We start from the raw sequence: 26,739 nt of genomic DNA, 5'->3' as shown, positions 1-26,739 counted from the left end.
CTACGGACATTTCCACTTCGACTCCACTCTGCGCAACACCTCGAGGAAAAGAAAAGAACTAAATAATCCCCTTCCCTTCTTGCAAGCGAAAAGGAGTAACGACTAAGTGCATTGCATAGGGCTGGGGTTGGGTGTTACACCTCTTTTGCTTCCAAATACTCATCCAGCACCCGGCACGCATGATCATAGCCTATTTGATAGATCGTATCCACCTGACCAGACTGAAATAAATGGTAAGCACTGAGCTCAAGCGGATTTACCAATACCTTGCATTCATTGAACTTGTTGACAGACAAACTATGCATCTTCAATAAAAGAGCCCTATTCACAACATCTATAGTTCTCTTGAAATCAGTTATTTGCATTTTTTTGATGGGACACACATAAACGCCGAAGATCTCATCAACTCGATTGCGTAGTGGTTTAACGGGAAAATTATCCAATACGCCACCATCTGTATATAGATGGTCGCCAATTTTGATGGGGGTGAAAACCCCTGGAACGGCAGATGAGGCTAATATGGCAGGTATCAATCGGCCGCGATCAAAAACGACTCTTTTTGCGGTAATCAGATCTGAAACCGTTACATAAAGTGGTTTCCCTAAATCTTCAAAGGAATCTGTGGGGAAGTATTCTAAAAGGATTTTATGAAAAGCATCTGTAGATACAATTCCCGCTCCTTTTCTTGCAAAATTTGAAAAGGTGAATAGTTTGATCCGTTTGAACAGATCCAGTATATCTTCTGGGCTATAATTTGCAGCGTGCATGGCGCCCACAATGGATCCCGCACTCACTCCAGAAATGGAATGGACTTCAATACCACGCTCCTGCATCGCTTTAAGTGCACCGGCATGGGCAACACCCCTATGCCCTCCACCTGATAGCACCAAACCAATTTTAGGAGATTTCATACAACAAAACTATTGAAATTAGCACAAAAAAACCTCGCCGTAAAGCGAGGTTCCAAACTTAATATAATGAAAAAACTTACTTCTTGAACTTCTTGTACTTGTTCTTGAACTTGTCGATACGTCCTGCAGTATCGATAAGCTTGCTCTGACCCGTGTAAAATGGGTGGCTTGTTCTAGAGATTTCTAGTTTTACTAAAGGATACTCAGTTCCTTCTACCTCTATCGTCTCCTTAGTATCAACCACGGATTTAGTGATAAAGACCTCATCGTTTGACATGTCCTTAAAAGCGACTAATCTATAGTTTTCTGGGTGTATTCCTTTTTGCATGACTAAAATCCTTATTCTTTTGCGGCTGCAAATTTAACCTTTTTATTTAAAAACACAACTCTTTTTACGCTCGTTCAACAAATTTATTTCCAACCTATGAAGTCTACAGATTTTTCGTGCTATCAAACGCTCTTTAATATAAGCTCAAAACCTTACCTGATCTACGGCAGAATGATCTATGCAGCGTATCTTTGGACCTCAAAATTACGAGTATTGATGGATAGTATCATTAAAAAGATAGGACTGATCTTTGGGATATCTGGTGCTTTATTTATTTCGCTTACTTACATATACATCTGGCAGCAACAAGATTATCTGAATGGAATCTTTACAGTAATTGTATTACTGGTTCCGCTGATACTGGCATTTGGCGCTCAAATCGTGAGTAAAGTGAAATTAAACGGCTACATTTCATTAAAACAAGGAGTAACAGCCTTTGTCATCTGTATCGGTTTGATTTTTCTAGTTGATGGAATTACAAGCTACCTAATTTACGTCCATATAGATCCGGGAGCGCAAGATCTTATTGCACAGGCTCAGGAAGCTCGTCGCCAGGAGCTGATCGAGCAAGGTATCCAGACCGCAGACTATGTAGAGGTCGATTATTCTTTTAAAGGTTATGCCATCGCTACAGCTACAAAATTTCTCATGTATACTGCAGTTGGGATGCTTATGGCTCTTATCCTAAGAAAAAAACGCCCTATCGCTCAGTAAATACTGTTATTTTAGCGTAAATACTCATAATATTGAACCATCCCGATCTTTCCATAGTCGTACCGCTGCTCAATGAAGCTGAATCCCTCACGGAATTACAGGAATGGATCGATCAGGTCTTGATCACCACAGGCTTATCCTATGAAGTCATTTATATAGACGATGGGAGTACTGATGGCAGTTGGTCTGTTTTAAGCACGCTTTCGCGAAAGCGAGATACCCAAAACCCCAACCGCTGCATAAAGGCATTGCGATTCTTTACAAACTACGGAAAATCACAGGCACTCCACGCAGGATTTGCCGCTGCAAAAGGCAATGTGGTTATCACCATGGATGCAGATCTGCAGGATTCTCCTGAGGAAATTCCCGAATTGTACAATATGATTGCGCACGAGGGTTATCACCTCGTAAGTGGCTGGAAGAAAAAACGTTACGACAGTGTTCTTTCTAAAAATATACCTAGCAAATTATTCAATTGGGCGGCGCGTTCCACTAGTGGTTTGCAATTGCATGATTTCAATTGCGGACTCAAAGCATACGATCGAGATGTGATAAAAAGCATCGATGTACATGGAGAGATGCATCGTTATATACCGGTTTTGGCAAAAAACTCCGGGTTCACCAAGATTGCCGAAAAACCAGTTGCGCACCAAGCGCGTAAGTACGGTGAAACTAAATTTGGTTATGACCGATTTATCAAAGGCTTTCTGGATTTGATCACCATCGCCTTCATTTCAAAATATGCACGCAGGCCCATGCACTTTTTTGGTAGTGCCGGTGTACTCATGTTTGTTTTGGGTCTAATCATGGCAGCCTACGTGGGTGGTTCGAAACTATATAGACTTTACCATGACCTGCCTTATGGATTAGTCACAAACAACCCTTGGTTTTATATCGCACTGACCACTATGATATTAGGGTGTTTGTTCTTTATCGCAGGAATTCTAGGCGAGCTGATCCAGCGATCTTACAAGCATGACAATCGTTATCAGATTGAAGAAGAGCTATAATTAAAAATAACTGAACAGCATGAAAACCGCCATGACGATCATGATGGCGTTTTCAATAAAAGTAGCCTCAGTCATGGGTAAGTTGAGAGCGGTTCCCAGACACGCACATTTAATACTGCGTTTATCTACCAGGGTTTTTACCACTCCTATTGTTGTAATTCCTAAAACGATCAATGTTATAATCAAAGCCTCTGGAATGAACAATCGCATCAAAAAACAAAGTCCTAATACAGTCTCGATAAAAGGATACATCCAGCCATAAGCGGGCAATCTTTTGGCAAGCGGATCGTACATGGAAAAACTGGCAGGGAAGCCCTTGAGATCAAGAAGCTTGAAAAAGCTGAAAACGATAAAGAACAATCCCATAAAGTCCAGCATGGCGCCATCCCAATTGGTTCTGTTGTAGTTCAGTAAAACCGTTGCAACAGCGAGATAACATAAAATTAAAAACAAGGGTCGCAGTTGCTGAAATTTTGATTGCTGCTCTTCCTGAACCTTGTGATCAAAAATATTCTGATCGTGAGACATATTTTTCTGATCAATTTCTTTGATCTGATATTTGCTTGAAAGACTATTCTGCAACTTTTGAATAGAGATAGATTGATGAGAATGAACTTCAGCTTTTTTATTTTCAAGATCGACATCTACCCGTTCCACTCCCTCGACTTCAAGCAATTGCTTTTCAACGCTTTTACGACATCCATCGCAGGTCATTCCCTCTACAGTGTATGATTTTACATTCATAGTTCAAAAATAAGAGCTTAGATAGTAATTCCTCTGAATAGTTCCTTAAATGAAATATGTGCTCAAAAGTAGTTTTAAATAAAAGAAAAGAATAGTATATTTGCAGCCGCTTAATCGCAAGGTCGCGTAGCTCAGCTGGATAGAGCATCTGCCTTCTAAGCAGACGGTCATAGGTTCGAATCCTATCGCGATCACAAAACGGGATAATTCCCGATAAAAATCGGAACGGTTATAGGTTCGTCCCGATAGCTATCGGGACCTATCGCGATCACAAAAATCCCGCTAGTGCGGGATTTTTTGTTTCTATAGATTCGTACGATGACCTTGAATTTTATTTCCAAGCATTCTTTACGTCAGTAAGTAAGAAAATAATTAGGGAAATGTTAGCTTTACAGGTAATTATTAAAATCATTCTTTAATCTTGAACAACCTTACAGTGCTATTCGATCTTGGTGGCGACCAGATCACGCCAGGCACTCTCAAGGAATCTATTAACATTATGGATCTCAATGATTAAATCCAGACCACTTATCAATCACTTTTATTCCGCTTTCGCAAAAGCGTGCAAAAAATCCTTCATTTTGCTAGGTTGGATCTTTTTAGTGCTTTTGGCATCCTGCTCAAAAAGGAAATTGGTACAACCCGTCTATTATCTCGATAATGTTCTGTCTGATATAAGACTGAAGGGGCCCGTCAAGCACCTGGATGAAATTACACTTCTGGCAGCAAATAATAAATTTCTTAAACGCCCGTACCCGTTTTCTGTGCCAGTTTTGGGCGAGGCTAATTTTTTTGGGGGGGGGGGGGGGGGGGGAGCATTTAGTCTTAAACGATTATGGCGAGACTTCAGAATGGATGCTTTGTCCCGATTCCATACATTTTTTTAATCCAGAGATATTTCCAAAGACTATTTTTATCGATTATTACGAGACACCTAAGAATTTCCCGGAAAGCGTTATTGAATATGACGGTCTCATCCATTATCCCGGGAAGATGCGCCGTAGCAAAGCAAGCTATCAAGATTCCTCGCATCTGGGCTATCCCTTAGATCCCGAGGATCTTCCCAATGGCTCACGAAATTGGTGGGATCACTATTCCTATGAACTGGACAGCATCGACAGAGTCAAGTACCGCAGGATGAGGAAAGAGAAATTTAAAAAGATGGATCCCTTTTACTCAGAGGTGGTACGATACCATTATGACAGCCTCAACAGGATCCATCGTGAGGACTACAGGTTCTTTGAGATGGTGGAGGGCGAAAAGTTTACGGGCTACTCCTCTGCCTCAACTTATTTCTACAGGGACTATGATGCTGCAACGACCCTAAGGATCGAGTATAGCTATGATGATAAAGGCCGCTTGGAAAGCACCATAGCCTATCGCAGCGGCGTGCTGGAGAAAACCTTTGAATACACCTACCGCGATGATGGCAGCCTGTCATCGAGGTTGGAGATCAACCATCTATCGGTAGGGATGAGCGATCGAGGCTATTCCACCTACCTTGAGCTTGATGAAAACGCAGACATAATCTATTCCAGAACGACAAGAAAAAACGGCTCGCTACAGGATGAGGCCTGGGTAGAATATTACGATCATGATGAGTACGGGAACTGGACCCGCAGCCTGCAGTTCCTCAATGGTACTCACGAGGGTGAACCCGACGTTTTAAGCCTGAGAAATATCGATTACTACAATATTAAAAACAACTAAGCATGTCCACAAATCTTATATGCTTAACAATCTTGTAAAATGAGATCAACAAAATATTAGACCCATATTACATTAGTAATTTTGGAACACTTTTTGACATTAGTTAGCTAAAAACAATCATATGTTACAAAGCAAAAAATCCAAACTGATCGCAGGGATCGTTTTTGATATCATAGGTATGCTCACTCCATTTATTTTAGATTTGGCTTGGGCGCCGATCTCCAGTTATCTCATGAATAAAATGTATAAAGATGACATGGGTAAAAAGGCAAGTATTTTTGTTGCGGTAGAGGAGCTTATTCCAGGACTGGACTTCATACCGACTTTTACCATCATGTGGTTCTACACTTACGTGATCAAAAGCAAGCAAGAAAAGTCTGAATTCCAGGTGATCGATTAAAATCAAATTCTAAGAATAAAAGAGCCGTTCAAAACGGCTTTTTTTATGACCTAAAGTTTCCCTATTTAAGTAGGCTTTAAAAGAAAATTCAACTACGTTGAAGTAAATTCGCTACATGACAGAAATCCTCGCGGAAGAACAAGAATTCATAGAAGTAAAGGGTGCTAGAGCCCACAATCTTAAAAATATTGATGTCAATATACCACGGGATAAACTAGTGGTGATCACCGGGCTTTCTGGCTCCGGGAAATCTTCATTGGCTTTTGACACGATCTATGCAGAGGGCCAGCGTCGATATATCGAGACTTTTTCGGCTTATGCGCGCCAATTCCTAGGTGGTATGGAACGTCCTGATGTGGATAAAATCGATGGGCTTTCCCCAGTTATTGCCATCGAGCAAAAAACTACGAGTAAGAGCCCACGCTCTACCGTAGGAACGATTACCGAAATCTATGATTTTCTAAGATTGCTTTATGCACGTGCCAGCGATGCTTATTCCTACAACACGGGCAAGAAAATGGTGAGCTACAGCGATGAGCAGATCAGGGATTTGATTACCAAGGAATATGCAGGCGAGCGCATCAATGTTTTGGCACCTGTGGTACAATCCAGAAAAGGTCATTACCGCGAGCTCTTTGAGCAAATAGGCAAGCAGGGATTTGTCAAGGTACGTACTGATGATGAGATCGTAGATATCACCAAAGGGATGAAGCTGGACCGTTATAAGATTCACGATATTGAAATCGTTGTGGATCGCCTTCAGGTTGATGATAGCGAGGCGGGTAAAAAACGACTGGATCAGTCCATAGAAACTGCGATGTATCACGGTAATGACGTGATGATGATCGTACCCCACGGCTCTACTGAAGAACGCTACTTTTCACGAGCGCTCATGTGTCCGGAGACTGGAATATCTTATCCTGAGCCTGAACCTAACAATTTCTCGTTCAATAGTCCAAAAGGCGCTTGCCCTACTTGCAATGGGATCGGCACTTTATACAAGATCAATCCAGATAAGATCATTCCAGATTACAGTTTGAGCATCTCCAAGGGTGGCCTTGCCCCCTATCCAGACAAAAAGAAAAACTGGATCTTCAAGCAGCTGGAGTTGATCGCTAAAAAATTTGATTTCAAGCTAACAGATCCGCTGGAATCACTTCCTAAGGAAGCCATAGACATGATTCTGTACGGCGGCAAAGAGTCACTTGCCGTAAATTCTAAGGAGTTAGGAGTCAACCGCACCTACAAAATTGATTTTGAAGGTATTGCAAACTTTATCGAGCAAACCTATCACAACAATGACAGCACCAGCCTGACACGCTGGGCTAAGGGATTCATGGATAAGGTTACCTGCACAACTTGTGACGGGTCGCGACTCAGAAATGAATCGCTCTATTTCAAAGTAAACGATAAAAACATTGCAGAACTGGCGCAAATGGATATCGTGGAGCTGGTGGAATGGTTTGAAGCGTTAGAGAGCTCGCTTTCGCGAAAGCAAAAACTCATAGCCACCGAGTTATTGAAAGAAATCAAAGAACGTTTACAGTTTTTACTGGACGTGGGACTGGATTACCTTTCCCTCAACCGAAGTGCCAAAACACTATCTGGCGGTGAAGCGCAACGCATCAGGCTGGCCACACAAATAGGGTCGCAACTTGTAGGAGTGCTTTATATTCTTGATGAACCTAGTATAGGTCTACACCAGCGCGACAATGAAAAGCTGATCAACTCACTGGAATCCCTGCGTGATACGGGCAATAGTGTAGTCGTAGTTGAACACGATAAGGATATGATCGAGCGTGCCGATCATGTAGTGGATATAGGTCCTCGAGCGGGACGTCATGGAGGCGAGATCATCAGTGAGGGAAATCCTAAAGAGATTCTGAATCACGATACGCTTACCGCTCAATATTTGAAAGGAACTAAGGAAATTCCCGTACCAGAGAAGCGCCGTAAAGGAAACGGTAAAAAAATAGTGCTCAAAGGCTGTACTGGGAATAATCTCAAGAATGTCGACCTGGAGATTCCACTGGGGAAAATGATTGCGGTTACTGGCGTTTCAGGGAGTGGTAAATCTACCTTGATCAACGAGACGCTCTACCCGATCATGAATGCGCATTATTTCAATGGTGTTAAGGTTCCAAAACCTTATAAGTCCATAAAAGGATTAGATCATTGCGATAAGGTCATCGACATCAATCAAAGTCCTATAGGTCGTACGCCACGATCCAACCCAGCTACTTATACAGGCGTATTTAGTGAGATACGCAGTCTTTTTGCCAAAACTCCTGAAGCTTTGATCAGAGGTTACAAACCGGGTCGCTTCAGTTTTAACGTACAGGGTGGTCGCTGCGAGACTTGTAAAGGTGGTGGTTTACGTGTGATCGAGATGAATTTTCTGCCTGATGTCTATGTGACTTGTGAAACCTGTCAAGGAAAGCGATTCAATAGGGAGACGCTCGAGATTAGATACAAGGGTAAATCCATCAGCGATGTGCTGGAAATGACCATTAACGAAGCTACTGATTTCTTTGAACCAATTCCAAAGATCTACCGCAAACTCAAGACTATTAAGGATGTGGGACTGGGTTACATCACACTTGGACAACAATCCACTACCCTATCGGGTGGTGAGGCACAACGCATCAAACTTGCGACAGAATTGAGCAAAAGAGATACTGGCAATACGTTTTACATTCTCGACGAACCCACAACTGGGCTTCATTTTGAGGACATCAGGGTTTTGATGAATGTCCTGAACAAGCTGGTGGATAAAGGGAATACGGTTTTGGTCATTGAGCACAACATGGACGTAATTAAAATCGCAGACCACATCATCGATGTAGGTCCTGAAGGTGGTCGCGGTGGTGGCCAGATCATCGCAAAAGGAACTCCTGAGCAAGTTGCTAAAAGCAAGAAGAGCCATACGGCTAGATTCTTGAAAAGAGAGTTGTAGAAAATCGCTATCTTTATTACATGATTATTGAAGAACTCATAGAAAAAGTCATGTCCCTAAATCAAAAGCAACGAGAGCAATTATCAGTATATATAGACCGTGAATTATCTCGAACAAGCGATGCTTTGAGTAAGAAAAATATCTTTGAAGAGAGCATCTCCATTTACGAAATTTCAAATCCGGATGATAAATCAATTGCAAGTGATAAAAAAATAGATCAGTTTACAAGGATTTGGAAAGGATTTTTGAGCTCTGAATTATCAGATCCAGATCAATTAAAGCAGGATTATTTATTTGAAAAACATAACTGATTGAGAGTTCTTTTAGATACAAATGTGATACTTGACCTTTTATTGGCACGTGATCCATTTATAGATTCGACCGTAAAGTTGTTTGAGAGACTGAAAAATGAGAATGTAGAAGGCTAGGTTACAGCCACCACGATTACTGATATCTATTACATCATTAGAAAAGCAAAGAAGCATGAAGATGCATTAAACTGCATTGTTTCTTTGACCAGCTTTATTTATATTTTAGGTGTTGATAGTAAAGTAATTATTGATACCTTAAGTAGAGATCCCATCGATTTTGAGGATGGAATTCAAATCACCGTGGCAGAGTTAAATGAAATGGATGCCATCGTTACTCGTAATCACAAGGATTTTAGGGACAGTAAAGTTTCAGTCTATTCACCTCCAGATTTTTTGAAAATGTGATCCATTTTATGTAAACTGCTTTAAACCAGATGATATTAATCGCTTTCGCGAAAGCGTAACAGCTCACACATCACTAGAAATAATCGTATTTTTCAATCCTCACTAAAAAAGTCATCATGAAACGTCTATACGTTGTTTTATTCTTAGCCTTCACCATTTCCAGCTGTGCCGAATTACAGCAAATCGCCAATCAATTACCTCAAGGCACTCAAATTTCCCAAGCTGAAATAGGCAACGGTTTACGAGCTGCACTTGATAAGGGAATCGATCAGGAAGTAAGCAAGTTGATGCAGCCTGATGGTTTTTTCAGAAATGAAGCCGTGAAGATTCTTTTACCAGATGAACTGCAGAAAGTAGATAAAGGATTGCGTAAAATCGGTTTGAGCAGCGTTGCAGATGAAGGTCTCAAACTACTCAATCGCGCTGCTGAGGAAGCGACTAAAGAGGCATTACCGATTTTCACAAACGCGGTAAAAGAAATCACTTTTCAAGATGCCAAAAATATATTGCTAGGTGATGACAGAGCTGCCACAAATTACTTGGAAACCAAGACGCAGCAAGAGCTTTACGCTAAATTTTCTCCGGTCATCAATGACAATCTCTCTAAGGTGGGTGCCACAAATCTTTGGAGCAATGCAATCGATAAATACAACAAGATTCCATTTACGGAGCAGGTCAATCCTGATCTTACAGATTATGTGACTCAAAAAGCTTTGGAAGGTGTTTTCAAAATGATTGCTAAGGAAGAGGTTCAAATCAGAACAAACCTGAATGCAAGAACCTCAGATTTACTGAAAAGGGTTTTTGCCTTGCAGGATTAATTGCTTAAATCCTTTAAGACACAGACTGCAGCTAGTGAGGTATTTACATTTTTTATTACTAATTGCCTCGATAAACGGATTTGCTCAGGATTCTATTGAGCACTCTTTTACACCTCATTCAGAAAACCAAATTGTAAGTTACAATGGAATCTGGAGTTGGTTTTCAGATCCTAGAGCGGTTTACTATGAAGGGGAATATCAACGTACTTATCTAGGTTGGGTAGATAATTACGGAAATATAATGGTAAGCTTACTGGATCACGAAACAGGAGAGCAGCAAGTTTTCAAGGTTTACGACGGTATTGAAATAGACGATCACAATAATCCAGCCCTCATATTTGATTCAAAAGGTAGGCTCTCAATTTACTTCACCACACATCTTATCAATGATGATCCACTTTATAAAATAAGTGCTACAAATCCTGAAGATATATCTTCATGGAATCCGGTTGAGAGGTTAAACCTGAACAATGAGGATCAATATAATAAAGCTCGGATTCTAAACCACACCTATGCTAATGTCGTTAAGGATCCTTACAATTCACAAACATGGTATCTTTTGTACAGAGGCGTGGATATGCAACCTTGTATGTCCATTTCAAAAGACGAAGGGGTCAATTGGAGTAAATCTCACATACTTTATAACGGAAATGATGATGAAATTTATACACCTTATTTAAAAGTATATAAGGGCAAAACTAAAATTCATTTTTTCCTGACGAGTGACCATCCTACTCGTGCACTAGGTTCAAATCAGTTATACTACTTCTATCTGAAAGAAGGTATTTTCTATAGTCATCATCACAAGAAAATCGCTTCTTTAGAATCATCAGCGATCGTTCCTGAATCGCTAACTCCCATACGTGATTCTCAACAGTCTCGTGCTTGGTGCTGGGATATAAAAGAAAATGAAAAAGAACAGCCCGTTATTACCTATGTCGAGTTTGAAGAGCATGAGCATAATTATAAATATGCTTACTTTGATGGTCAGAAATGGATTCATAAGACATTGACCGAATCCGGTGGTGCGTTTCCTGAATGGGTAGGTAATAAACAATTGGAACCTCATTATTCAGGAGGATTGATAATTAACCCTACTAATACGAGAGAGCTTTTCGCCTCTGTACAAAGAGCCGGTAATTTTGAAATTGAGAAGTGGAATTTTGACCCTAAAAAAGATGATTGGACTCAACTTCCCATTACTAGCGGCTCCTCAAATAATGCCGTAAGACCTGTTCTTTCAATTGATTCTAACAATTTGAATAAAGCCTCGAGCTTGTTTTGGTTAGAAGTCATGAATTACAAATATTATTCTAGCCAGACAAAACCAGGTTTTTCAGAATTTAGTTTATCAGATCGATATGCTACGTTAATTCGATCGAATAATGCTCATTCAAAATATATCCTTCCATCAAAATCTGAAAACTTGATAAGAAGTCACTTTATTGATCATCATATCAAGCAACGTATTAATAGTGATTTCTTATATCTTTTAGCTTTAAGTAACCCAACTCTGAAAATACGTGAGGTGGCATTAAGATTGGAAATAAGTAATTTTCTAAACTTTAAGAAAAAAATACTTTTGAGTTCTCAAGAGATAGAAGAAATTGAGATTAATGATTTTGCTAAAAAATTATACCTGTTCAACCCAAACATTTTTGAAAGAGATCAAATTGAGAATCTTATAAATCAGATTTCAGAAGCAGAGAGCCTTACCTCTATTGATTATTTAGTAGTCAACGAGATGATGGAACAGCAACTAGATTTAGATGGAAATTTGATCAAGGCTACAAATCTTCATTCAGAAAATCTATTTGCGCAATTTGAGAGATTAGATTTGACCTTAGCGAATTTTCAAAGTTCAATTTTAGATTCTTATAGCTTTTTGAAATATGGCGCTGCTCAAGAGGACGATCAAGAGCGACTGAAACTTGTTCTGGATCAGTGCTGGAAGTTTTATAATGAGCATTTTAGCCAGCAATACCATCCTGATGTTTGTGGTGCTTTGTTACTGTTTGATGCAGCTTACAAAGACAAATTCAAAAAAACTTGAAGACAAAGTATATTAATAAGGATAATGCTTCTCCAACCACTCCTCAAAAACCTTTTGCGATGTATTCATAAATGCCAGCGTGAATGGTTTTTCTTCAGGGGGCGAAGGAAATTGGCTATACATTTGGTTAAACATATTTCGCAATTTGAATGCAAATTTTGCATTGATGATTGCATTAGGTGGATCAAAGGAAGTGATCCAGCCTATCTCACTACCTATATTACTCATAGCTATGGCACAGATCTCACGACCCTTAGCCACTTGTCCAAGTCTTACGTAAAGTTTACCTATTGCAAAAGAAAACTGTTTAAAAGGTACTTTGTCGTTAGGAAACTGTTGTAAGCAATTGTTCAATGTATTGATCGCGGCTTCCACCTTCCCTTCCTCTGCTTGAGCCTGAGCCAAAAAATAATATTGCTGTCTCAAAATGTTTAAGGCATAATCCACATTAACGCTCTGTGAATTTAATTCTTCGCGTTCAAAGTCTATCGCTTGTAGTTGATCTATTAAAATTGACTGGCTAGTGGCTACATCAACTATTTTGGGATTATCCTGTGGATTTGAACGCTTGAGGGGCACGAGTTCACTCACCATACCACGATGGATCAAAAAACTGTCTAGACCGAGGGTATGTGATTTTCTCCCATTATTCATGAAACAAATAGGTCTTTCTCCCAGATTTTTTTCAATAATATCCAGCGCAACAAGATCATTTAAACCGTAGAAGTTTTTAGGAAACGTCCATTCTATACTATTCACAAACTTAGCTCTATGATTTTCTGAAGGATACCTTTGAGCAAATTTTAGGCTATCAGTATCAATTTTGAAGTTAACTGAAGGAACGTAGTTTCTTTTTCTATTGTTCCATAATAACCTACTTCCATCATTCTGAATAAAACGCATTAATATCTCCACATCCACAAAATCTTCAGTATCTGATTGCATGGGGTAGAGTTTTTCCTTTCCGTGTTGATAGGCTTTTTTCTCAAAATCTAACTCAATTGCAGGGCTTTCTAAAAATCTTGACTTCAAAACATCTATGTGCGAGTCTATATTCAAGAGATCGAAATTGATGATACGTACATCTGGGCGAACTCCTTTTACCTGTTGCAAAAATTGCAAAGGAAAAGTCATATTGTCCCCATTTGTGAAGAGTATGGCATTTTCAGGACAAGAATCAAGAGTACTTTTTGCAAAATGATAAGCAAAATCGTCTCCGCTCCTATCATGCGCTTTGAAGCCCTTAAACAACATCTGCAAAGGCGATGCGATGAAAAATAAGCTGACCAATGTTGCAAAGCCAAATTTGCTTAGAACCTCCAGCTTGACGTAGGAGAGAACAGCAATGGAACAACCTATCCACAAACAAAAAATAATGAAGCTCCCGATAAAAATATAGTCCCGTTCCCTAACTAAAATACTGCTAGGCACGGGATTCACAAAAACGGTAATACCCAATCCAAAAATTAAGAATGTGAGCAGCGAGATTAAGAATAATTTCTTGTTTTTAAATAATAAAACAAATCCAAGCACTCCCAAAAGTAAGGGCAGACCGTATAGATGAGTTTTTCCAAGATCATGTTTCTCAAATTGCGAATTTCCCGTAATTGATTCATCAACAAAGTCAAAGCCGCTCTGCCAGTTCCCATGACGCACATCTCCCAATCCTTGAAATGTATTTTGTCGCCCTACAAAATTCCATAAGACGTATCTTAAATTGAGCCAGTAAACCTGATATGATGCAAAAAAAGATAGATTCTCTTTCTGCGTAGGTTTTCTAAATGACCTCATCTCACCTTTTACAGGATATTTGATTGTTTCACCTTTGATTTCAGTCCAGGCTTGATATCGGGTAGAATCTTTTGCGTTATAAAGTCTGGGAAAATACTGTTTGAACTCTTCAGCATAATTCACCGCGCCATTAAATCCTAAATCAGTTTTGATGTATTTCTCAGACTCTTCATCATAATTATAAATAGGATCTACATTGACAAATGGTTGTAAGGTATCTAATGGCGCATTATAAACTGAACCCTCAAATAATGGGATTTCATCAACTCCAAACTGTTTTGCCTTGAAATAGTCGTTCAATCTAAGGCTGTTGTTAATCTGCGGAGCAACCAGAAAATGAGCATCAGACCTTATTAAAACGGACAAATAACTGCTCGTCCCAACTAAAAAGAATACAACAGCGAGCACACTTAAATGTAAAAAGGGTTTATTTGACTTCTTGGCATAGAACAAAAGTGCAAGCACAACCATTACCGTAATAAACAGGACAATCCACCAAGAACTATTTATAGGTAACCCCCAGTCGTTAACGAGAAATATATCTAAAGCAGCTACTGATTTGATTCCTTTTTGTAAAAGGATAAAGTAAAGTAAAATAAAGGCTAGTAGACCAGATGTAATAAGTAGGGCGTAGTTTTTTACGCTTTCGCGAAAGCGTACTCCCAAGAACAGCAAGGAACACGGCACAACCACTGCGATCACGACTACATGAACTCCTACGGAGCAACCTAGTAGTAGGAAAAACAAGAGAAAGTAAGTTGTCCTATTTGTACTAGATTTAGCTCCAGACCACAGCAATCCTATATACAGAATAGCTAGCATCAAACTAAAGGAAAGTGTGTAAACCTCAACTTCTGTTGAAGCGGTCCAGTAGCTGTCTGAAAATGCAAGAGAGAGTGAGGCTATAATTCCTCCGGTCATTTGCAAACTCTTTTTGTGAAAAACGGAACTAGTACTCTTGAGAATCGGGCCTATAAAAAACGGCGCTATTTTATATAACAAAAAACAGCCCAATGCTCCAAAAAACGATGAGACCAAAGCACTTACCAAGACTGCTTGGGACGTCCCTGTTACTCCTAAAACAGCACTGCAAAAGAGTGTGTACAATGGAGCACCGGGTGGATGGGTGAATTGCAAGGTCACATTGCTCGTTACGAACTCTGCACTATCCCAAAAGCTCACGGAATCTGTACAAGTGAGAGCGTAAACAGAAAAAATGAATAGAAATAAAATTATTCCTATCCATTTTTCCCAATCTATAGATTTGATAAAATGTGGTTTGATCTTCAGTAATTTATCTTTAGGCGGCTAGATGTCTTGCACCTAGCTAAAAGTATCTACTCAATGATTATTTTATCTGTATACAACCTGTCTTTACCATCATAAATCTCAAACAAATAGGTTCCTGTGGACAAAGTTCCCAATCCAGTTACAGATGCTTGACCATTTGACACGTTGAGTGCATCTGACATTATTTGTTGACCTAAAATCGTTGATACTCTGAAGGATAGATCGTACTGATTAGAAGAGTTATCTAAATTACCTAAATCGATATTCAAAACGTCGCCATTTATTGGGTTAGGATAAAGAGCAATCTCTAGCGCTCCAGAGTCAATCGTTGGGTTAGACAAGGTAGTATCTTGAAATACAAAGCTGAACCGATCTATTGCGCCAGAAGCATCGTTAGGATCTACAGAAAATTGATATTCATTTAAACCTTGGGACAAAGCTACAAGTTGATTAGATAGATCATCTCTTAAAAACACATCGTGTGCGACGAGCCCAGTGACGTAAACTCTATAAGTGTATTCTGAAACTGAATAACCTGAATGATCCACATGTATCTCTTCGTTATCAGCTGGCAGTTCTCTACGTTCTAGACTCAAATTGACACCCGAATTATTAACATAAATATTTTCTCTTACATTAAAAGGTTTTATGGCGTCCATGGCATTAATATCATTGCTGTATGTCTCATGAAAATCTATACCGAAACTATCCTCTGGATACTGTCCTAAAACACCTGCATTATTTTTAAAGATCTGTCCTACAATGCTATGGATTCCATTGGATGTATTGTATACAGACGTATTCTGTCCCACAGCTTTATCGCTTTCATTAAAAACAATTGAAGCTGCACCTGCATTAAGCGTGGTTACAAAAGCTCCCTGAGAAGGTTGTAGGTACTGATTTGCCGTTGAAGCAGATGTGTTAGTACCAGCCGGTAACGCCACAGTTACGTACGCTCCTACGCCTGATTGTAAGTTGGGATCCCAAACATAAAAACTATTAGTATTGAGATTTGTACTAGCACCTAAGACTGTATTCATATCAACCGCAGCCTGATAAGGGTTACCCACAAAATTAAAAGCTCCAGCTCCCGTGTTTAGATTTGATTCTACGAAATTTCCAAAAGCTAGCTCACCTTCAGCCCTTACTCGGGTTTCAGTTGGAGTGGAAGCATTAAAGTTTAAATTGATTGATCGATCACCTCTTATAAAGAGTCGATACGGATTACCTGCACTCAAAGTTTGACTATTAGTATTTGAAACTACAGTCCACGCCTGACCAATATTATCAAAACCAAATAATGAAGGATTTCCATTTTGGGTCGCATCAAATCCATTTACTCCAGTAAAATTTCCAGAAATATGTGTTCCAAATCCAGGATTAGGATTTTGATTTTGTGAATAATCAAGGCTCGTATTATTAACTCCTTCTTGCCAGTTTGAATTGATAGAAGAGGTTGTGGTAACCGGACTAGATATAAACCTAAAAGCTCGAGTATCTTGATAGTACCTTTCGACTTGAACGCTGCCAGTCATTGCATTTGAAATAGACACCTGATTGAGCATGGCTGTCTTTACAGGACCACTTTTGAAAATTAACTTACCTGAATTATTATCAACGGTTCCAGAATTCAAAGTGACTAGATCATAAACCGAAAGATCAAGTTCTAAAGATAGAGTGCCCGACCCATTGTTCTCAAAATTAGAAACCTCAATGTTGTTCCCAGTAAACTCTCCAGTACTACCCGTAAAAATCAACCTTGCATCACCTCCCAAAACTGTACCATTATTAATCAATCGCTCCGATATGCTCACATCATTTGACCCGAAGTCCAACGTTGCCCCAGGGTCGATGGTTAAATCTTGTGCAATGAGGTTACCGGTTAGGGTCGTTGAACCATCCTCGACAATTACAAAGTCTTTATCAGTCGCATTACCTACGGGATCCATAGGTGACCATGAGCCTCCGCTATAGATGTAAATAGTATTTGCGTTCTGCAAAAATCCCTGATTAATTGCTGGATTAGCACCTAGGTCTGTAACAGCTACATCCCCTACTGTGATCTCAAATAAATTACCGCCATTGATAAAACTATCAGCTGCGCTGGAAGTAAGCTCCCGATCAACTGATTGAGACCATCCGACGGATGAGGCCAGGAACAGGACTAGAAAACAAAACCTATTTATTGTGAGTAGAAATCTCATGACATTTAGGTTTTGAATTAATTTCTATCTCTCAATAACTGATCAACTAGTTGAGACAATCTTTGAACCTCTGCTCTCAATTCAGCAACTTCTCCAGTTGATGAAGTATTGTCCGTGGAAAGCGGTCGCGATGACATAGGAGCTCCAGTAAGCCGGTCTGCCGTAACCGCGTGCAAGGCATAAGGAACACTAACCAAACGTGTGGCCCCTATAGAGACATAAGAGGTACCTCCAGTGACATCTGCCTCTATTTCAAGGTCATAATCTCCAGTACTCCAGTCTACATCAGCAAAGACTCCAGATTGCACGGTCCCCTCACCTATTTTAAGTGAGGCTACACCACTGGCATTTGTGGTAACAGAATGAGTTTCAGAGTACACTGTGATAGTCCCTCCTTGAACAAGATTAAGGCGTAAACCTACAGCCTGATTTCTAATAGGGTTATTAGAAGCATCTGTAATTACTGATTGATAATTGAATGCTTGTGGCGTAGCGTCAGAACCTGAACCTTGAGTCGCTGATTCCAAAGCTGCTATTCTTGATTCTAAATCAGTGGTATCACCACCTCCACTAGCCTTCCAAGCCGAGCCGTCCCAAATGTATAAACCATCTTCTTCAGTATCATACACAGTGAGCCCTTCATCTCCTGTGCCAAGTGAGGAGGCTAGAGTTGTGCGCAAGGCCGTTGTAAGCCTATTAAAAAGCAAACCTTTATTTGTTCCTGAAAGCTCAAGCGCCGCATTACTATTAGGAGCATCAGTCCCTATTCCCACGCTGAGTGGATTTGTGGCTCCACCCAGTACCATGGTATTATCATTAACCGCTGTAGCCGCATTCCCTATGGCTACTGAATTCGTCCCTTGAACATTAGCGGATGTTCCGATAGCAATATTATTAGTTGGATCTACAGCACTTGGATCAGTTGAACTCGCTTGATACCCGAGAACTATGGCACCGTCATTAGAAGCCACGGTTGTAGAGCCTATAGCAATAGCAAACTGATTATCTATATCTACAGATCGTCCTATACCTACGACATCATTCTCTTCAATATCCAATTGATCCCCTATACCTATAGAGTAATCTGCATTAGCCTGCATATTTCCTAAATTACCCAACATGACAGAACCAGTACCTCTCATGTCATGATTATTTCCAATGGAAATAGAATATTGCCCATTATTATAACCATTATAACCCATAATGATTACGTCATTATTATCTACATCAATGTCTGCTCCTATAAAGGTGGTGCGACTACGAACGGTACTATTATAATCGGATCTAGAACCCATCCCAACATTGAATTCCCCTTCTCGGTTGCTAAAACCAGTAGAAAAACCTACATAAGTATTATGGTTTGCATTGGTAAGACTGTTTGTCCTATTATTGTCCCAACCTGCTTGCGATCCAATAAAAGTATTATAGTCAGCGTATTCTGTAGCTACACCGGCAGCAGCTCCCACCATAGTGTTATAGATACCATCACCTATGTCGATGGCTGCAGAATCTCCCAAACCAGTATTATGGTGACCGTCGTCTACATCACTCATGGACTCACTACCCACTCCCGTATTACGATAACCTACATCTGAAGAAATACCCACTTCATTACCTACAAAAGTTTGTTTATAACCCGTTGTGTTGGAAAAACCAGCATCCTCGCCTATAAATGTATTCTCATAACCCGTCGTGTTATTTGCCCCACTTTCTTCTCCTACAAAGGTATTGTCGTAACCAGTAGTATTATTCTCACCACTCTCCGTTCCAATAAAAGTATTATCACCTCCCGTAATGTTAAATTTTCCCGCTTGCCAACCAATAAAGGTATTATCAAATCCAGTTGTGTTGGAATATCCCGCTTCATAACCTATAGCTACTAACTCACTAGTTGTCACACTTCTACCCGCTCGATACCCTATTAATGTATTTCCACTTCCAGATGTTAAAAAGCTTCCAGTACTATCTCCGTACAAGGTATTAAAGTCCCCAGAAGTAATACTGACTCCAGAGCCGGTACCCATGGTTTCGTTTAAAGTCTGAGCGCAGCCTAAACTACTAACGATCAGCAGACATAATAAAGTAATTTTTTTCATATCTCGGTTATTGTAGTGGACTGTAAATTTAATCTATTTTTGTGAATATTTGTTAAACAATCCTTAAGTCATTGCAAATTTATGTTGAAAATCAACTTATTGCATTAGACAAACTTTTTGATAAAAAGGTTTTATGTTAAAATCACGCTTTCGCGAAAGCGCAAAAATTCATATTTCTATGACCCAAAGGATTATTTTAATTTTCATGGTCTTACTCGGAGCTACCCAAGCAGGTCACGCTAAATCCATTGAGGACGAATTCGAACAAATTGACCCAATTTCTCAAGTCATTGCAAAAGCTTACCTAGACAGTTGCCCTCAAAACAGTTTGCTTTTTATTGATAGTACTTCTGCTATTTCCATCTCTTACTTGCAGCAAGTATTTAAATATAGGACGGATGTCATGATCATCGATAAACGTCGATTGGAATTGCCTTCCTATTACGATTCAATCATGTCGGAATTAGAAAAAGACAGCATCCAATTACATCTTCCAAAAAAAATCCTACATCCACAGGGACAGATCACGTTCCCGATAAATATGGATGAAATGAGGGTGACCAATCTTGCTGGACTGGATGAGCATTTTAATAACGATAGCCTTTTTGTGAAGGTAGATAGCGTAAAAATCAAATATTTCCCTGGGCGTGATATGGGTATTCTTGAATCTGATTTCAGTTTTAGATATAAAGAACTTGAAAATCGATCTGATCTTACCAGACAGCACATAAACTGGCGATGGAATGATCAAAAAATATCGCGAGGAGAACTTTTTGCGCTCATGATTATTTCTAATACCGTAAATAAAAGACCAGTGGTATTTACCAAGTCTATCAACGATCAGCATCTCCTAGGATTAGATAGATTTTTAGTGCAATATGGTCTTGTGGAATTGTTACAACCTGTTTTACCGGTTAGGTTTGAGGGGCAAGATGTGCAAAAGGTGGTTATCACATCTAACGTTCTGGAGCAGTTTTTTTCAAAAATGAATGCCGATCGGCAATTTAAAAATGGGATTCCTAGAAATTTCGGTAATAGTATTCTTAGACCTGCTTTACTTAATGAGGCGAAATATCTTTTAAAAACTGGTGATAGCATCAGCGCCTCTCACCTTATTGATGACGGTATGAAAGCTGTAGACCTTGAAGCTTTTGGGATCACAAATGAAGTCTACTCTATAGGAGAACTTTACCTGAGATTAGGTGAAGTCAACAAAGCGGAATTCTTGATGGATGCTTACCTGACCAATGTGATTGCTTCACTAGAAAAGTCCTTTGTTAGTACAAAAGTTGCTCAAAGAAAAGCAGTGAACGCTAGTGCTCGGCAACTCAAAACCGTAAGGGAAATTATTCAAGCACATTTGGCCAAGTATCCTGAACGCAGTGATTACTGGAGCAACAGATTAGCAAAACTGAAAGCCAAGCGTAAAGAGTGGTCTCAAAACATCGATCTGGATTAATGTTTTTTACCACAGAGATTACCTCAACAGAGCATGAATCGGACCGTCCCATGCTCCTGCGTACTCAAAAAGCTTATCAATTTATTGAAAACCACGTCTATGGATCTGTTTTAGAGATAGGTTGTGGTGAAGGCTATGGGCTAGGAAAGATTTATCAAAATGCAGATCATTTGTATCTGCTGGACAAATCCAGTTACAGCGTGCAAAAAATTCTTGAGAAATTTGAGAACGTTTCTTTTTTCAGGTCTGATGTAGGAGAAATGGACAACATCGATTTACCCCAAATGGATTTTATCATTTGCTTTCAGTTTATTGAACATATCTACGAGCAAGAACAATTAATAAAATCCCTCATACATCTGCTTAAACCGAGAGGAACACTTTTTATCTCTACTCCTAACAAGGAAAAAACCTTGTTTCCTAATCCATGGCACGCTAAGGAATTGGATAAAAAAGAATTCAAAACCCTCACTACTTCTGAAAATTGCAGCTCAAGTTATTATGGCGTATATCCTTCAGAACTGTTGTCAACCTACTATAAAGACAACGCATCAAATCTGACAGTTTTGAATAGAGTATTCCAACCAGTGGTCCACTTCACCCCAAGATGGTTGCTTAAATGGCCTTATGAAATAGGTAATCGCATCAACCGCAAAAAGTTGAAAAGAAAGAACCGTGATTTATTCAATAAATTATCCTCAGAGGACTACACCATTGGTGAGATGGGAAGTGAAGCTCTAGATTTCCTTGCTGTCATAAAGAAGAAATAATTTTAATCGGTTACCATTTTATACGTTTTACGCTTTCGCGAAAGCGTAATATCATCACAAGCAAGCAAACTACTTGACAAAAAGCGCCTTGATACTTCTTACATTCAGCGGGAATTCCAGAAAAACGTGCAGAAAACCAAAAAGTAGCGACATAAGAAGTCCCAAAGCAACGTCGTAAAAATAGGTTGCAAGTAGAATGGCATAGGTTACGAATAAGGCAATTGCGCTGGTGAAGTTAAATTCTTTGTGCCAATTGATCACCGTTGTTTTGGAGAACCAATTTAAATAATGATAGCAATAGGCAAAGGATATGAACATCATGGTTTTGATCCAAAGCGATTCATAAAAGAAAAAACTGCTGCCGTCACTCAGCCCTAGAAAATCATTTAAATATACTGGAAGATGATGCAGCTTATTATCAATATATAAATTTTTAAGAAAATCATCGAAGAGAAAAGAACCTTCTGGTATGTCGATAAAGAAAAGACCGACCGGCAAAACCAATAAAAGTAAAAGGCTGACCATCCCTGACCTACTTTTGCTTTTTTTATTACCGTAGGCCATAAAAAGAGCCGTGAACACATAAACATGGATCAAAGTGGGAATCATAATCCCAATAAATAGACTGAAAGAGACAGCAAACTTTAATGCTATGGATAAAAGGAGAGCTGCAATCACGGCAACTATGCGGTAGGTTTTGGTTTTCATGATAGGAAACATAATTGCCAAGAGTAAGGTAATCAGTATAAAACCGTTAGTCCACTCATTCCATTGATAAACAAAATCTTCAAAAGGAAATCCATCTGGCAAAAGGTAAAAACAAAGTTTTGGGAAAAAGATGGCAAAAGCGCTCAGTAAACAAATAAACAGCCACGTACTATTGGTATCGAAAAAATAGTTTTTATCATGCAACCACTTAATTTCAGTAAGGTAATGCAAAGGGCCTAAAATAATATAAGCACAAATGAATAATTCTAAGGGGAATAAATAAGCTAAAAACGCCGAGAACAGCACTAGAAAAACATTGAGCGCATCGACATCAAATAGAATTTTTGATCCTTGATATGGTAACCAATTAACTTTCAACGCTGCCAATATAATACAATCTCACATTTGCAGTTTGTTGAATCTTTTAAATATTTTAGTAACTAATACTTAATTCCGTAACGATTTCTTAACAAATCAGCTTTTATTTTTGCGCCAGAGTTAGAAATTATGCCACACAAAGAAAAGTTTAATATACTACAACAAAAGAAAGCTCAGTATTGCGAGCTTATGAAAAGGTCTTTTGAGATTGCTCTGAACTGTCGTCAGACCAGCGATAAATTGAATGCCAAGGCACTGAATATCAAAGATGAAATAGATTTGCTTAGAAGCCAAATCAACCCAAATTAATTAAATTTCATACTCTAGTTAGCTTAAATCTACTTTTTGAATCTCTTATCAGCGGGAATATAAATGGTTCCTGCTCCATCAACCACCCATTTACCATTTTCAAATTTTAACCGCATCGTCAGCTTAAAGCTGGACCAATCCCTACCTTTTACAACCATATATTCCGATTCAGGACTTTCAATTTCGAATTTTTCTGGATGATCCTGAGCATCAAAAATAGGATCGAAGCCTAAACCAAATAAAGGATCTTTATCATGGGCTTCAGTAAGTATTTCTATGACTTGTTATTTAAACCTTTTGTGAGGTTTTTTCTAGTCGCAAACCAATTAATAACTTCAACTTCAGACTTTGAATTGTTTAGAAAATAAACATAGTCGTTAACGAGCTGTACAGCGACATCGTAATCTGGCGAAGTTTGTTGACATAATTCTCCTTTCACTTTACAATCCACAGTTGCGTGTGGATCACCGCACCACAGAAAAATCACAGAAAATATGATGAGTACGATTTTCAATTTCAGTAGGAATGTTTTGAAATAGTATCAAACCGTAGGAATACTATTGCTATGCAATTCAACCTCATCGCTCAGAAACTCTTTGAGGTATTTCATGAGTTTGTCTCTGTCCTTTTCTCTGAAAGGTGACAAATCAAAACTATCTATGCGATTGATACGCCTGATTTTTAACAAATGGTTGTCATCAAGACTGACTTCGGAGATGTGTGTCGCTTGAAAATCTACACGGTTCCCGTCAATCCGGATTCCGAAAATATCCCCCTGAGTATAAATGAAGGCATTTTTAACTTGTGACTGAAAAATAATCCAACCTACCAAACATAAATATGTAATTATAGATATAATCACATTGAGTTGAGACTCCCCAAAGATCCAATCTAGACCGTTGGTAAATAATACATAAGAAGAGCCTAGTACAATTATCAATGGATATCTGACATAACCAGGCTGTCGAGCAAACCAATCATTAATAAAATACAATCGCTTCATGCCTTTAAAGATATAAAATCTTTAAAGCAGTCCTCTCGCTTTAATTTCTAAATACTTATTAATCGTGTTTACGGTAAGGTTTTGAGGTTCGGTGAGAATGGTTTGAATTCCGTAATTGTTGAGTTCGTTCACGATGAGTTTCTTTTCATACATGAATTTTTGAGCAATGGTCTTGTCAAAAATATCTCGGGTGTCCGTGACGGGCTCCTGTGTCATTTTTTTGAGCTCGGTATTCTGGAAAAAGATGACTACCAGCAAATGGTTTTTTGCGATGGCTTGTAGGTAAGGCAATTGTCTATGCAGCGCATCCAAAGTCTCAAAATTTGTATACAGCAACAACAGGCTGCGCTGGGTAATCTTGTTCTTTACATCTATATAAAGCCTGGAAAAATCGCTTTCCTTAAAATCGGTGTCTAGATTATAAAGTGTTTCCAGAATCAAATTCATTTGAGAGGCTTTTTTCTGAGCCATTACCTGATTTTGAACTTTATCAGAAAAACTGAACATGCCCGCCTTGTCACCTTTTTTCAAGGCGATGTTTGAAATCACAAGCGTGGAATTTATCGCATAGTCCAGTAGCTTCAGCTCTTCAAAAGGCATTTGCATGACTCTACCTTTATCAATTACAGAATATACCGGTTGGGATTTCTCATCTTGATACTGATTGATCATGAGCTGGTTGCGCTTAGCTGTAGCCTTCCAATTCATGTTCCTGATGTCGTCTCCTTGCACGTACTCTTTGATCTGCTCAAACTCTAGGGTATGACCTATACGACGTATTTTCTTCATCCCATGATCCCGCAGTTTATTAGTAAAAGCCATGAGCTCGTACTTGCGCATCTGCAAAAATGATGGGTAGGTAGGCACCATACCGTCGCTATCAGAGCTATATCTACGCGTGACAAGACCTAAAGCTGTTTTTACAAAAACCCTGATCGCGGCCCAGTGAAATTCTCCACGTTCCGTAGGACGTACAGTGTAAAAAATACTGTGATTTTTTTGCCCCTCGAGCTGTAGATGGATTTCAAAATCTCTTTTTTGAAACTGGTCGGGCAACTCATCAATTACAGTAAGATCCATTTTCATGGGGTACTGATTTCGTATTTTGAGGGTTACCGGGTTCTTATCTCCATTAGACAATTTATCTGGTAGTTCACGAGATGCCACAATGCCTCTCTTAGTACGATAGAGTAAAGCAACATCAATCACTATTGCTGCAATTAACATATAAACTCCTATCAGCAAATATTCATAAAGCCTAGGCGCCAGAAATGCCAGCATAAAGCTGATAACTGCCGCGATCAGACAGATGAATAATCGCTTAGTCAAGAAAAATGTCCTGTAGAATCGCTTCACTATCTAGGTACCTCAACAGTTTCTAAAATCTGCGCCACTGCACGATCTGGAGTAAAACCTTCCATCTCACGCTCAGGAGTGAGAATGATTCGGTGTCGTAATACTGCCTTGCTTATGTATTTTACATCGTCAGGAGTAACAAAATCACGGTTCATGATCGCAGCATAAGCCTTTGCACCATTCATGATGGCAATACTGGCTCTAGGCGATGCTCCTAGGTAAATATTTGGATTGTTACGCGTGGTCATGACGATCTGAGCTATGTAACTGATCAAGTTGCGCTCTACGATTATTTTTGAAACAGTTTCTTGATATGTAACAATCTCCTCTGCATTCATCACTCCGTTAATCAAGGATTCTGGGTCTGCATTGTAGCGATGGTGATTGCCTTCCAGGATTTTAATTTCCTCATCCAGATTGGGATAATCTACATTGATTTTGAAAAGAAAACGGTCCAGCTGTGCTTCTGGTAATCTATACGTACCTTCTTGTTCTACCGGATTTTGGGTCGCAAAGACTAAAAACGGAGCCTTCAATTCATATTCTTTACCGTCTATGGTTACTTGACGCTCGGCCATGGCTTCAAAAAGTGCGGCTTGGGTTTTTGCTGGAGAGCGGTTGATCTCATCGATCAGAATGATATTTGAAAAAATAGGTCCCGCCTTAAATTCAAACTCATTTTCTTTAAGCGAGTAGACTGATGTTCCCAAAATATCACTAGGCATAAGATCTGGCGTGAACTGGATGCGATTGAAATCGACTTGCATAGTCTTAGCAAGCAGTTTTGCCGTTACCGTTTTTGCAACGCCGGGAACTCCTTCAATCAGGGAATGACCGTTTGCCAGGATACTTACAATCAGCAAATCGATCATCTCTTCCTGACCTATGATCACCTTTGACAATTCTGCTTTGATCTGTGCAACAGCGCTGGACAATTGTTCAAGATCGATACGGTTTTTGAACTGCAGTGATTCCATTGATTTTGCTTCTGGGCTAGCGCCACCTTCTGTTT

General features: G+C 39.4%; 24 protein-coding genes and 1 tRNA gene. 14 read left to right on the top strand and 11 right to left on the bottom strand.

The annotated features are described in order from the left end of the window. Positions 1-134: 134 nt before the first annotated feature. Together BST97_RS01055 and BST97_RS01050 are read right to left on the bottom strand one after the other, a co-directional pair. The gene (locus tag BST97_RS01055) at positions 135-911 is read right to left on the bottom strand and encodes a patatin-like phospholipase family protein (protein WP_085765504.1); all 777 of its coding nucleotides are present in this window, start codon (positions 909-911) and stop codon (positions 135-137) included. A gap of 76 nt (positions 912-987) precedes the next feature. Continuing rightward, entirely contained in the window at positions 988-1,239 is a 252-nt protein-coding gene (locus tag BST97_RS01050) for a type B 50S ribosomal protein L31 (RefSeq protein WP_085765503.1), read from the bottom strand. 96 nt (positions 1,240-1,335) lie between these two features. Between BST97_RS01050 and BST97_RS01045 the strand changes: the two genes are divergently transcribed. Together BST97_RS01045 and BST97_RS01040 are read left to right on the top strand one after the other, a co-directional pair. Then, the gene (locus BST97_RS01045; protein ID WP_085765502.1) at positions 1,336-1,953 is read left to right on the top strand and encodes a DUF4199 family protein; all 618 of its coding nucleotides are present in this window, start codon (positions 1,336-1,338) and stop codon (positions 1,951-1,953) included. Positions 1,954-1,985: 32 nt separating this feature from the next. Then, entirely contained in the window at positions 1,986-2,963 is a 978-nt protein-coding gene (locus BST97_RS01040; protein ID WP_085765501.1) for a glycosyltransferase family 2 protein, read from the top strand. On the opposite strand, the gene BST97_RS01035 is transcribed toward BST97_RS01040, so the two are convergent. Then, complete coding sequence (locus BST97_RS01035) at positions 2,964-3,707, bottom strand: heavy metal translocating P-type ATPase (RefSeq protein WP_085765500.1); 744 nt, start codon at positions 3,705-3,707, stop codon at positions 2,964-2,966. It lies immediately after the preceding gene. Between the two features lie 120 nt (positions 3,708-3,827). On the opposite strand from BST97_RS01035, the gene BST97_RS01030 reads away from it, so the two are divergent. Beyond that, positions 3,828-3,901, top strand: a tRNA-Arg gene (locus BST97_RS01030). Here BST97_RS01030 and BST97_RS15650 read toward each other — a convergent pair. Then, positions 3,899-4,048, bottom strand: a complete 150-nt coding sequence (locus tag BST97_RS15650) for a hypothetical protein (protein ID WP_157111366.1) — start codon at positions 4,046-4,048, stop codon at positions 3,899-3,901. The genes BST97_RS01030 and BST97_RS15650 overlap by 3 nt on opposite strands. 514 nt (positions 4,049-4,562) lie before the next feature. Here BST97_RS15650 and BST97_RS01020 point away from each other — a divergent pair. The 8 genes from BST97_RS01020 (at position 4,563) to BST97_RS00990 (ending at position 12,363) form a co-directional block, all read left to right on the top strand. Next, on the top strand, positions 4,563-5,417 hold the full coding sequence (locus BST97_RS01020) for a hypothetical protein (protein WP_085765498.1): 855 nt from the start codon (positions 4,563-4,565) through the stop codon (positions 5,415-5,417). 121 nt (positions 5,418-5,538) lie between these two features. Continuing rightward, positions 5,539-5,817, top strand: coding sequence for a hypothetical protein (locus BST97_RS01015; RefSeq protein WP_085765497.1), 279 nt, complete (start codon positions 5,539-5,541; stop codon positions 5,815-5,817). 115 nt (positions 5,818-5,932) lie between these two features. Further along, positions 5,933-8,773, top strand: a complete 2,841-nt coding sequence (gene uvrA, locus BST97_RS01010) for an excinuclease ABC subunit UvrA (protein WP_085765496.1) — start codon at positions 5,933-5,935, stop codon at positions 8,771-8,773. Positions 8,774-8,793: 20 nt separating this feature from the next. Further along, positions 8,794-9,084, top strand: coding sequence for a hypothetical protein (locus BST97_RS01005; protein ID WP_085765495.1), 291 nt, complete (start codon positions 8,794-8,796; stop codon positions 9,082-9,084). Further along, entirely contained in the window at positions 9,085-9,201 is a 117-nt protein-coding gene (locus tag BST97_RS16340) for a PIN domain-containing protein (RefSeq protein ID WP_407668579.1), read from the top strand. Between the two features lie 84 nt (positions 9,202-9,285). Continuing rightward, positions 9,286-9,489, top strand: coding sequence for a hypothetical protein (locus BST97_RS01000; protein ID WP_085765494.1), 204 nt, complete (start codon positions 9,286-9,288; stop codon positions 9,487-9,489). Between the two features lie 116 nt (positions 9,490-9,605). Beyond that, positions 9,606-10,310, top strand: coding sequence for a DUF4197 domain-containing protein (locus tag BST97_RS00995; protein ID WP_085765493.1), 705 nt, complete (start codon positions 9,606-9,608; stop codon positions 10,308-10,310). A gap of 34 nt (positions 10,311-10,344) precedes the next feature. Further along, on the top strand, positions 10,345-12,363 hold the full coding sequence (locus BST97_RS00990; RefSeq protein WP_085765492.1) for a BNR-4 repeat-containing protein: 2,019 nt from the start codon (positions 10,345-10,347) through the stop codon (positions 12,361-12,363). Between the two features lie 12 nt (positions 12,364-12,375). Here BST97_RS00990 and BST97_RS00985 read toward each other — a convergent pair whose 3' ends face one another. The 3 genes from BST97_RS00985 to BST97_RS00975 all read right to left on the bottom strand — a co-directional run bounded on the left by BST97_RS00985 (position 12,376) and on the right by BST97_RS00975 (position 19,744). Beyond that, on the bottom strand, positions 12,376-15,336 hold the full coding sequence (locus BST97_RS00985) for a protein O-mannosyl-transferase family (RefSeq protein WP_169711510.1): 2,961 nt from the start codon (positions 15,334-15,336) through the stop codon (positions 12,376-12,378). 155 nt (positions 15,337-15,491) lie between these two features. After that, entirely contained in the window at positions 15,492-17,648 is a 2,157-nt protein-coding gene (locus BST97_RS00980) for a T9SS type A sorting domain-containing protein (RefSeq protein ID WP_085765490.1), read from the bottom strand. A gap of 17 nt (positions 17,649-17,665) precedes the next feature. Further along, positions 17,666-19,744 (bottom strand): beta strand repeat-containing protein, encoded by a 2,079-nt coding sequence (locus BST97_RS00975; RefSeq protein WP_085765489.1) that lies wholly within the window; start codon positions 19,742-19,744, stop codon positions 17,666-17,668. Between the two features lie 178 nt (positions 19,745-19,922). On the opposite strand from BST97_RS00975, the gene BST97_RS00970 reads away from it, so the two are divergent. Both BST97_RS00970 and BST97_RS00965 read left to right on the top strand, forming a co-directional pair. Then, positions 19,923-21,203 carry a hypothetical protein gene (locus tag BST97_RS00970; RefSeq protein WP_157111365.1) on the top strand — a complete coding sequence of 427 codons (1,281 nt, stop codon included), beginning with the start codon at positions 19,923-19,925 and terminating at the stop codon, positions 21,201-21,203. Then, positions 21,203-21,973 carry a class I SAM-dependent methyltransferase gene (locus BST97_RS00965; RefSeq protein WP_085765487.1) on the top strand — a complete coding sequence of 257 codons (771 nt, stop codon included), beginning with the start codon at positions 21,203-21,205 and terminating at the stop codon, positions 21,971-21,973. Before BST97_RS00970 ends, BST97_RS00965 begins: the two co-directional genes overlap by 1 nt. A 69-nt stretch (positions 21,974-22,042) precedes the next feature. Here the strand turns inward: BST97_RS00965 and BST97_RS00960 are convergent, their stop codons facing one another. Then, the gene (locus BST97_RS00960; RefSeq protein ID WP_157111364.1) at positions 22,043-23,059 is read right to left on the bottom strand and encodes a hypothetical protein; all 1,017 of its coding nucleotides are present in this window, start codon (positions 23,057-23,059) and stop codon (positions 22,043-22,045) included. Between the two features lie 129 nt (positions 23,060-23,188). Between BST97_RS00960 and BST97_RS00955 the strand changes: the two genes are divergently transcribed. After that, positions 23,189-23,368, top strand: coding sequence for a hypothetical protein (locus BST97_RS00955; protein ID WP_085765485.1), 180 nt, complete (start codon positions 23,189-23,191; stop codon positions 23,366-23,368). 541 nt (positions 23,369-23,909) lie between these two features. Here BST97_RS00955 and BST97_RS00945 read toward each other — a convergent pair. From BST97_RS00945 to BST97_RS00935, 3 genes are read right to left on the bottom strand one after another with little or no spacing between them, the layout of a single operon-like run. Beyond that, a complete protein-coding gene (locus BST97_RS00945) occupies positions 23,910-24,371 on the bottom strand; it encodes a hypothetical protein (protein ID WP_085765483.1) in 462 nt (153 codons plus the stop codon). A gap of 21 nt (positions 24,372-24,392) precedes the next feature. Beyond that, on the bottom strand, positions 24,393-25,727 hold the full coding sequence (locus BST97_RS00940; protein ID WP_245833617.1) for a DUF58 domain-containing protein: 1,335 nt from the start codon (positions 25,725-25,727) through the stop codon (positions 24,393-24,395). Further along, positions 25,727-26,704 (bottom strand): AAA family ATPase, encoded by a 978-nt coding sequence (locus BST97_RS00935; RefSeq protein ID WP_245833705.1) that lies wholly within the window; start codon positions 26,702-26,704, stop codon positions 25,727-25,729. The genes BST97_RS00940 and BST97_RS00935 overlap by 1 nt, the downstream gene beginning before the upstream one ends. Positions 26,705-26,739: the final 35 nt, after the last annotated feature.

Origin of the sequence: Nonlabens spongiae (genome assembly GCF_002117125.1) — a bacterium.
Lineage (GTDB): Bacteria > Bacteroidota > Bacteroidia > Flavobacteriales > Flavobacteriaceae > Nonlabens > Nonlabens spongiae.
Note: the sequence above shows the minus strand (reverse complement) of the source record. Positions and strands in the feature narration are given on the sequence as shown.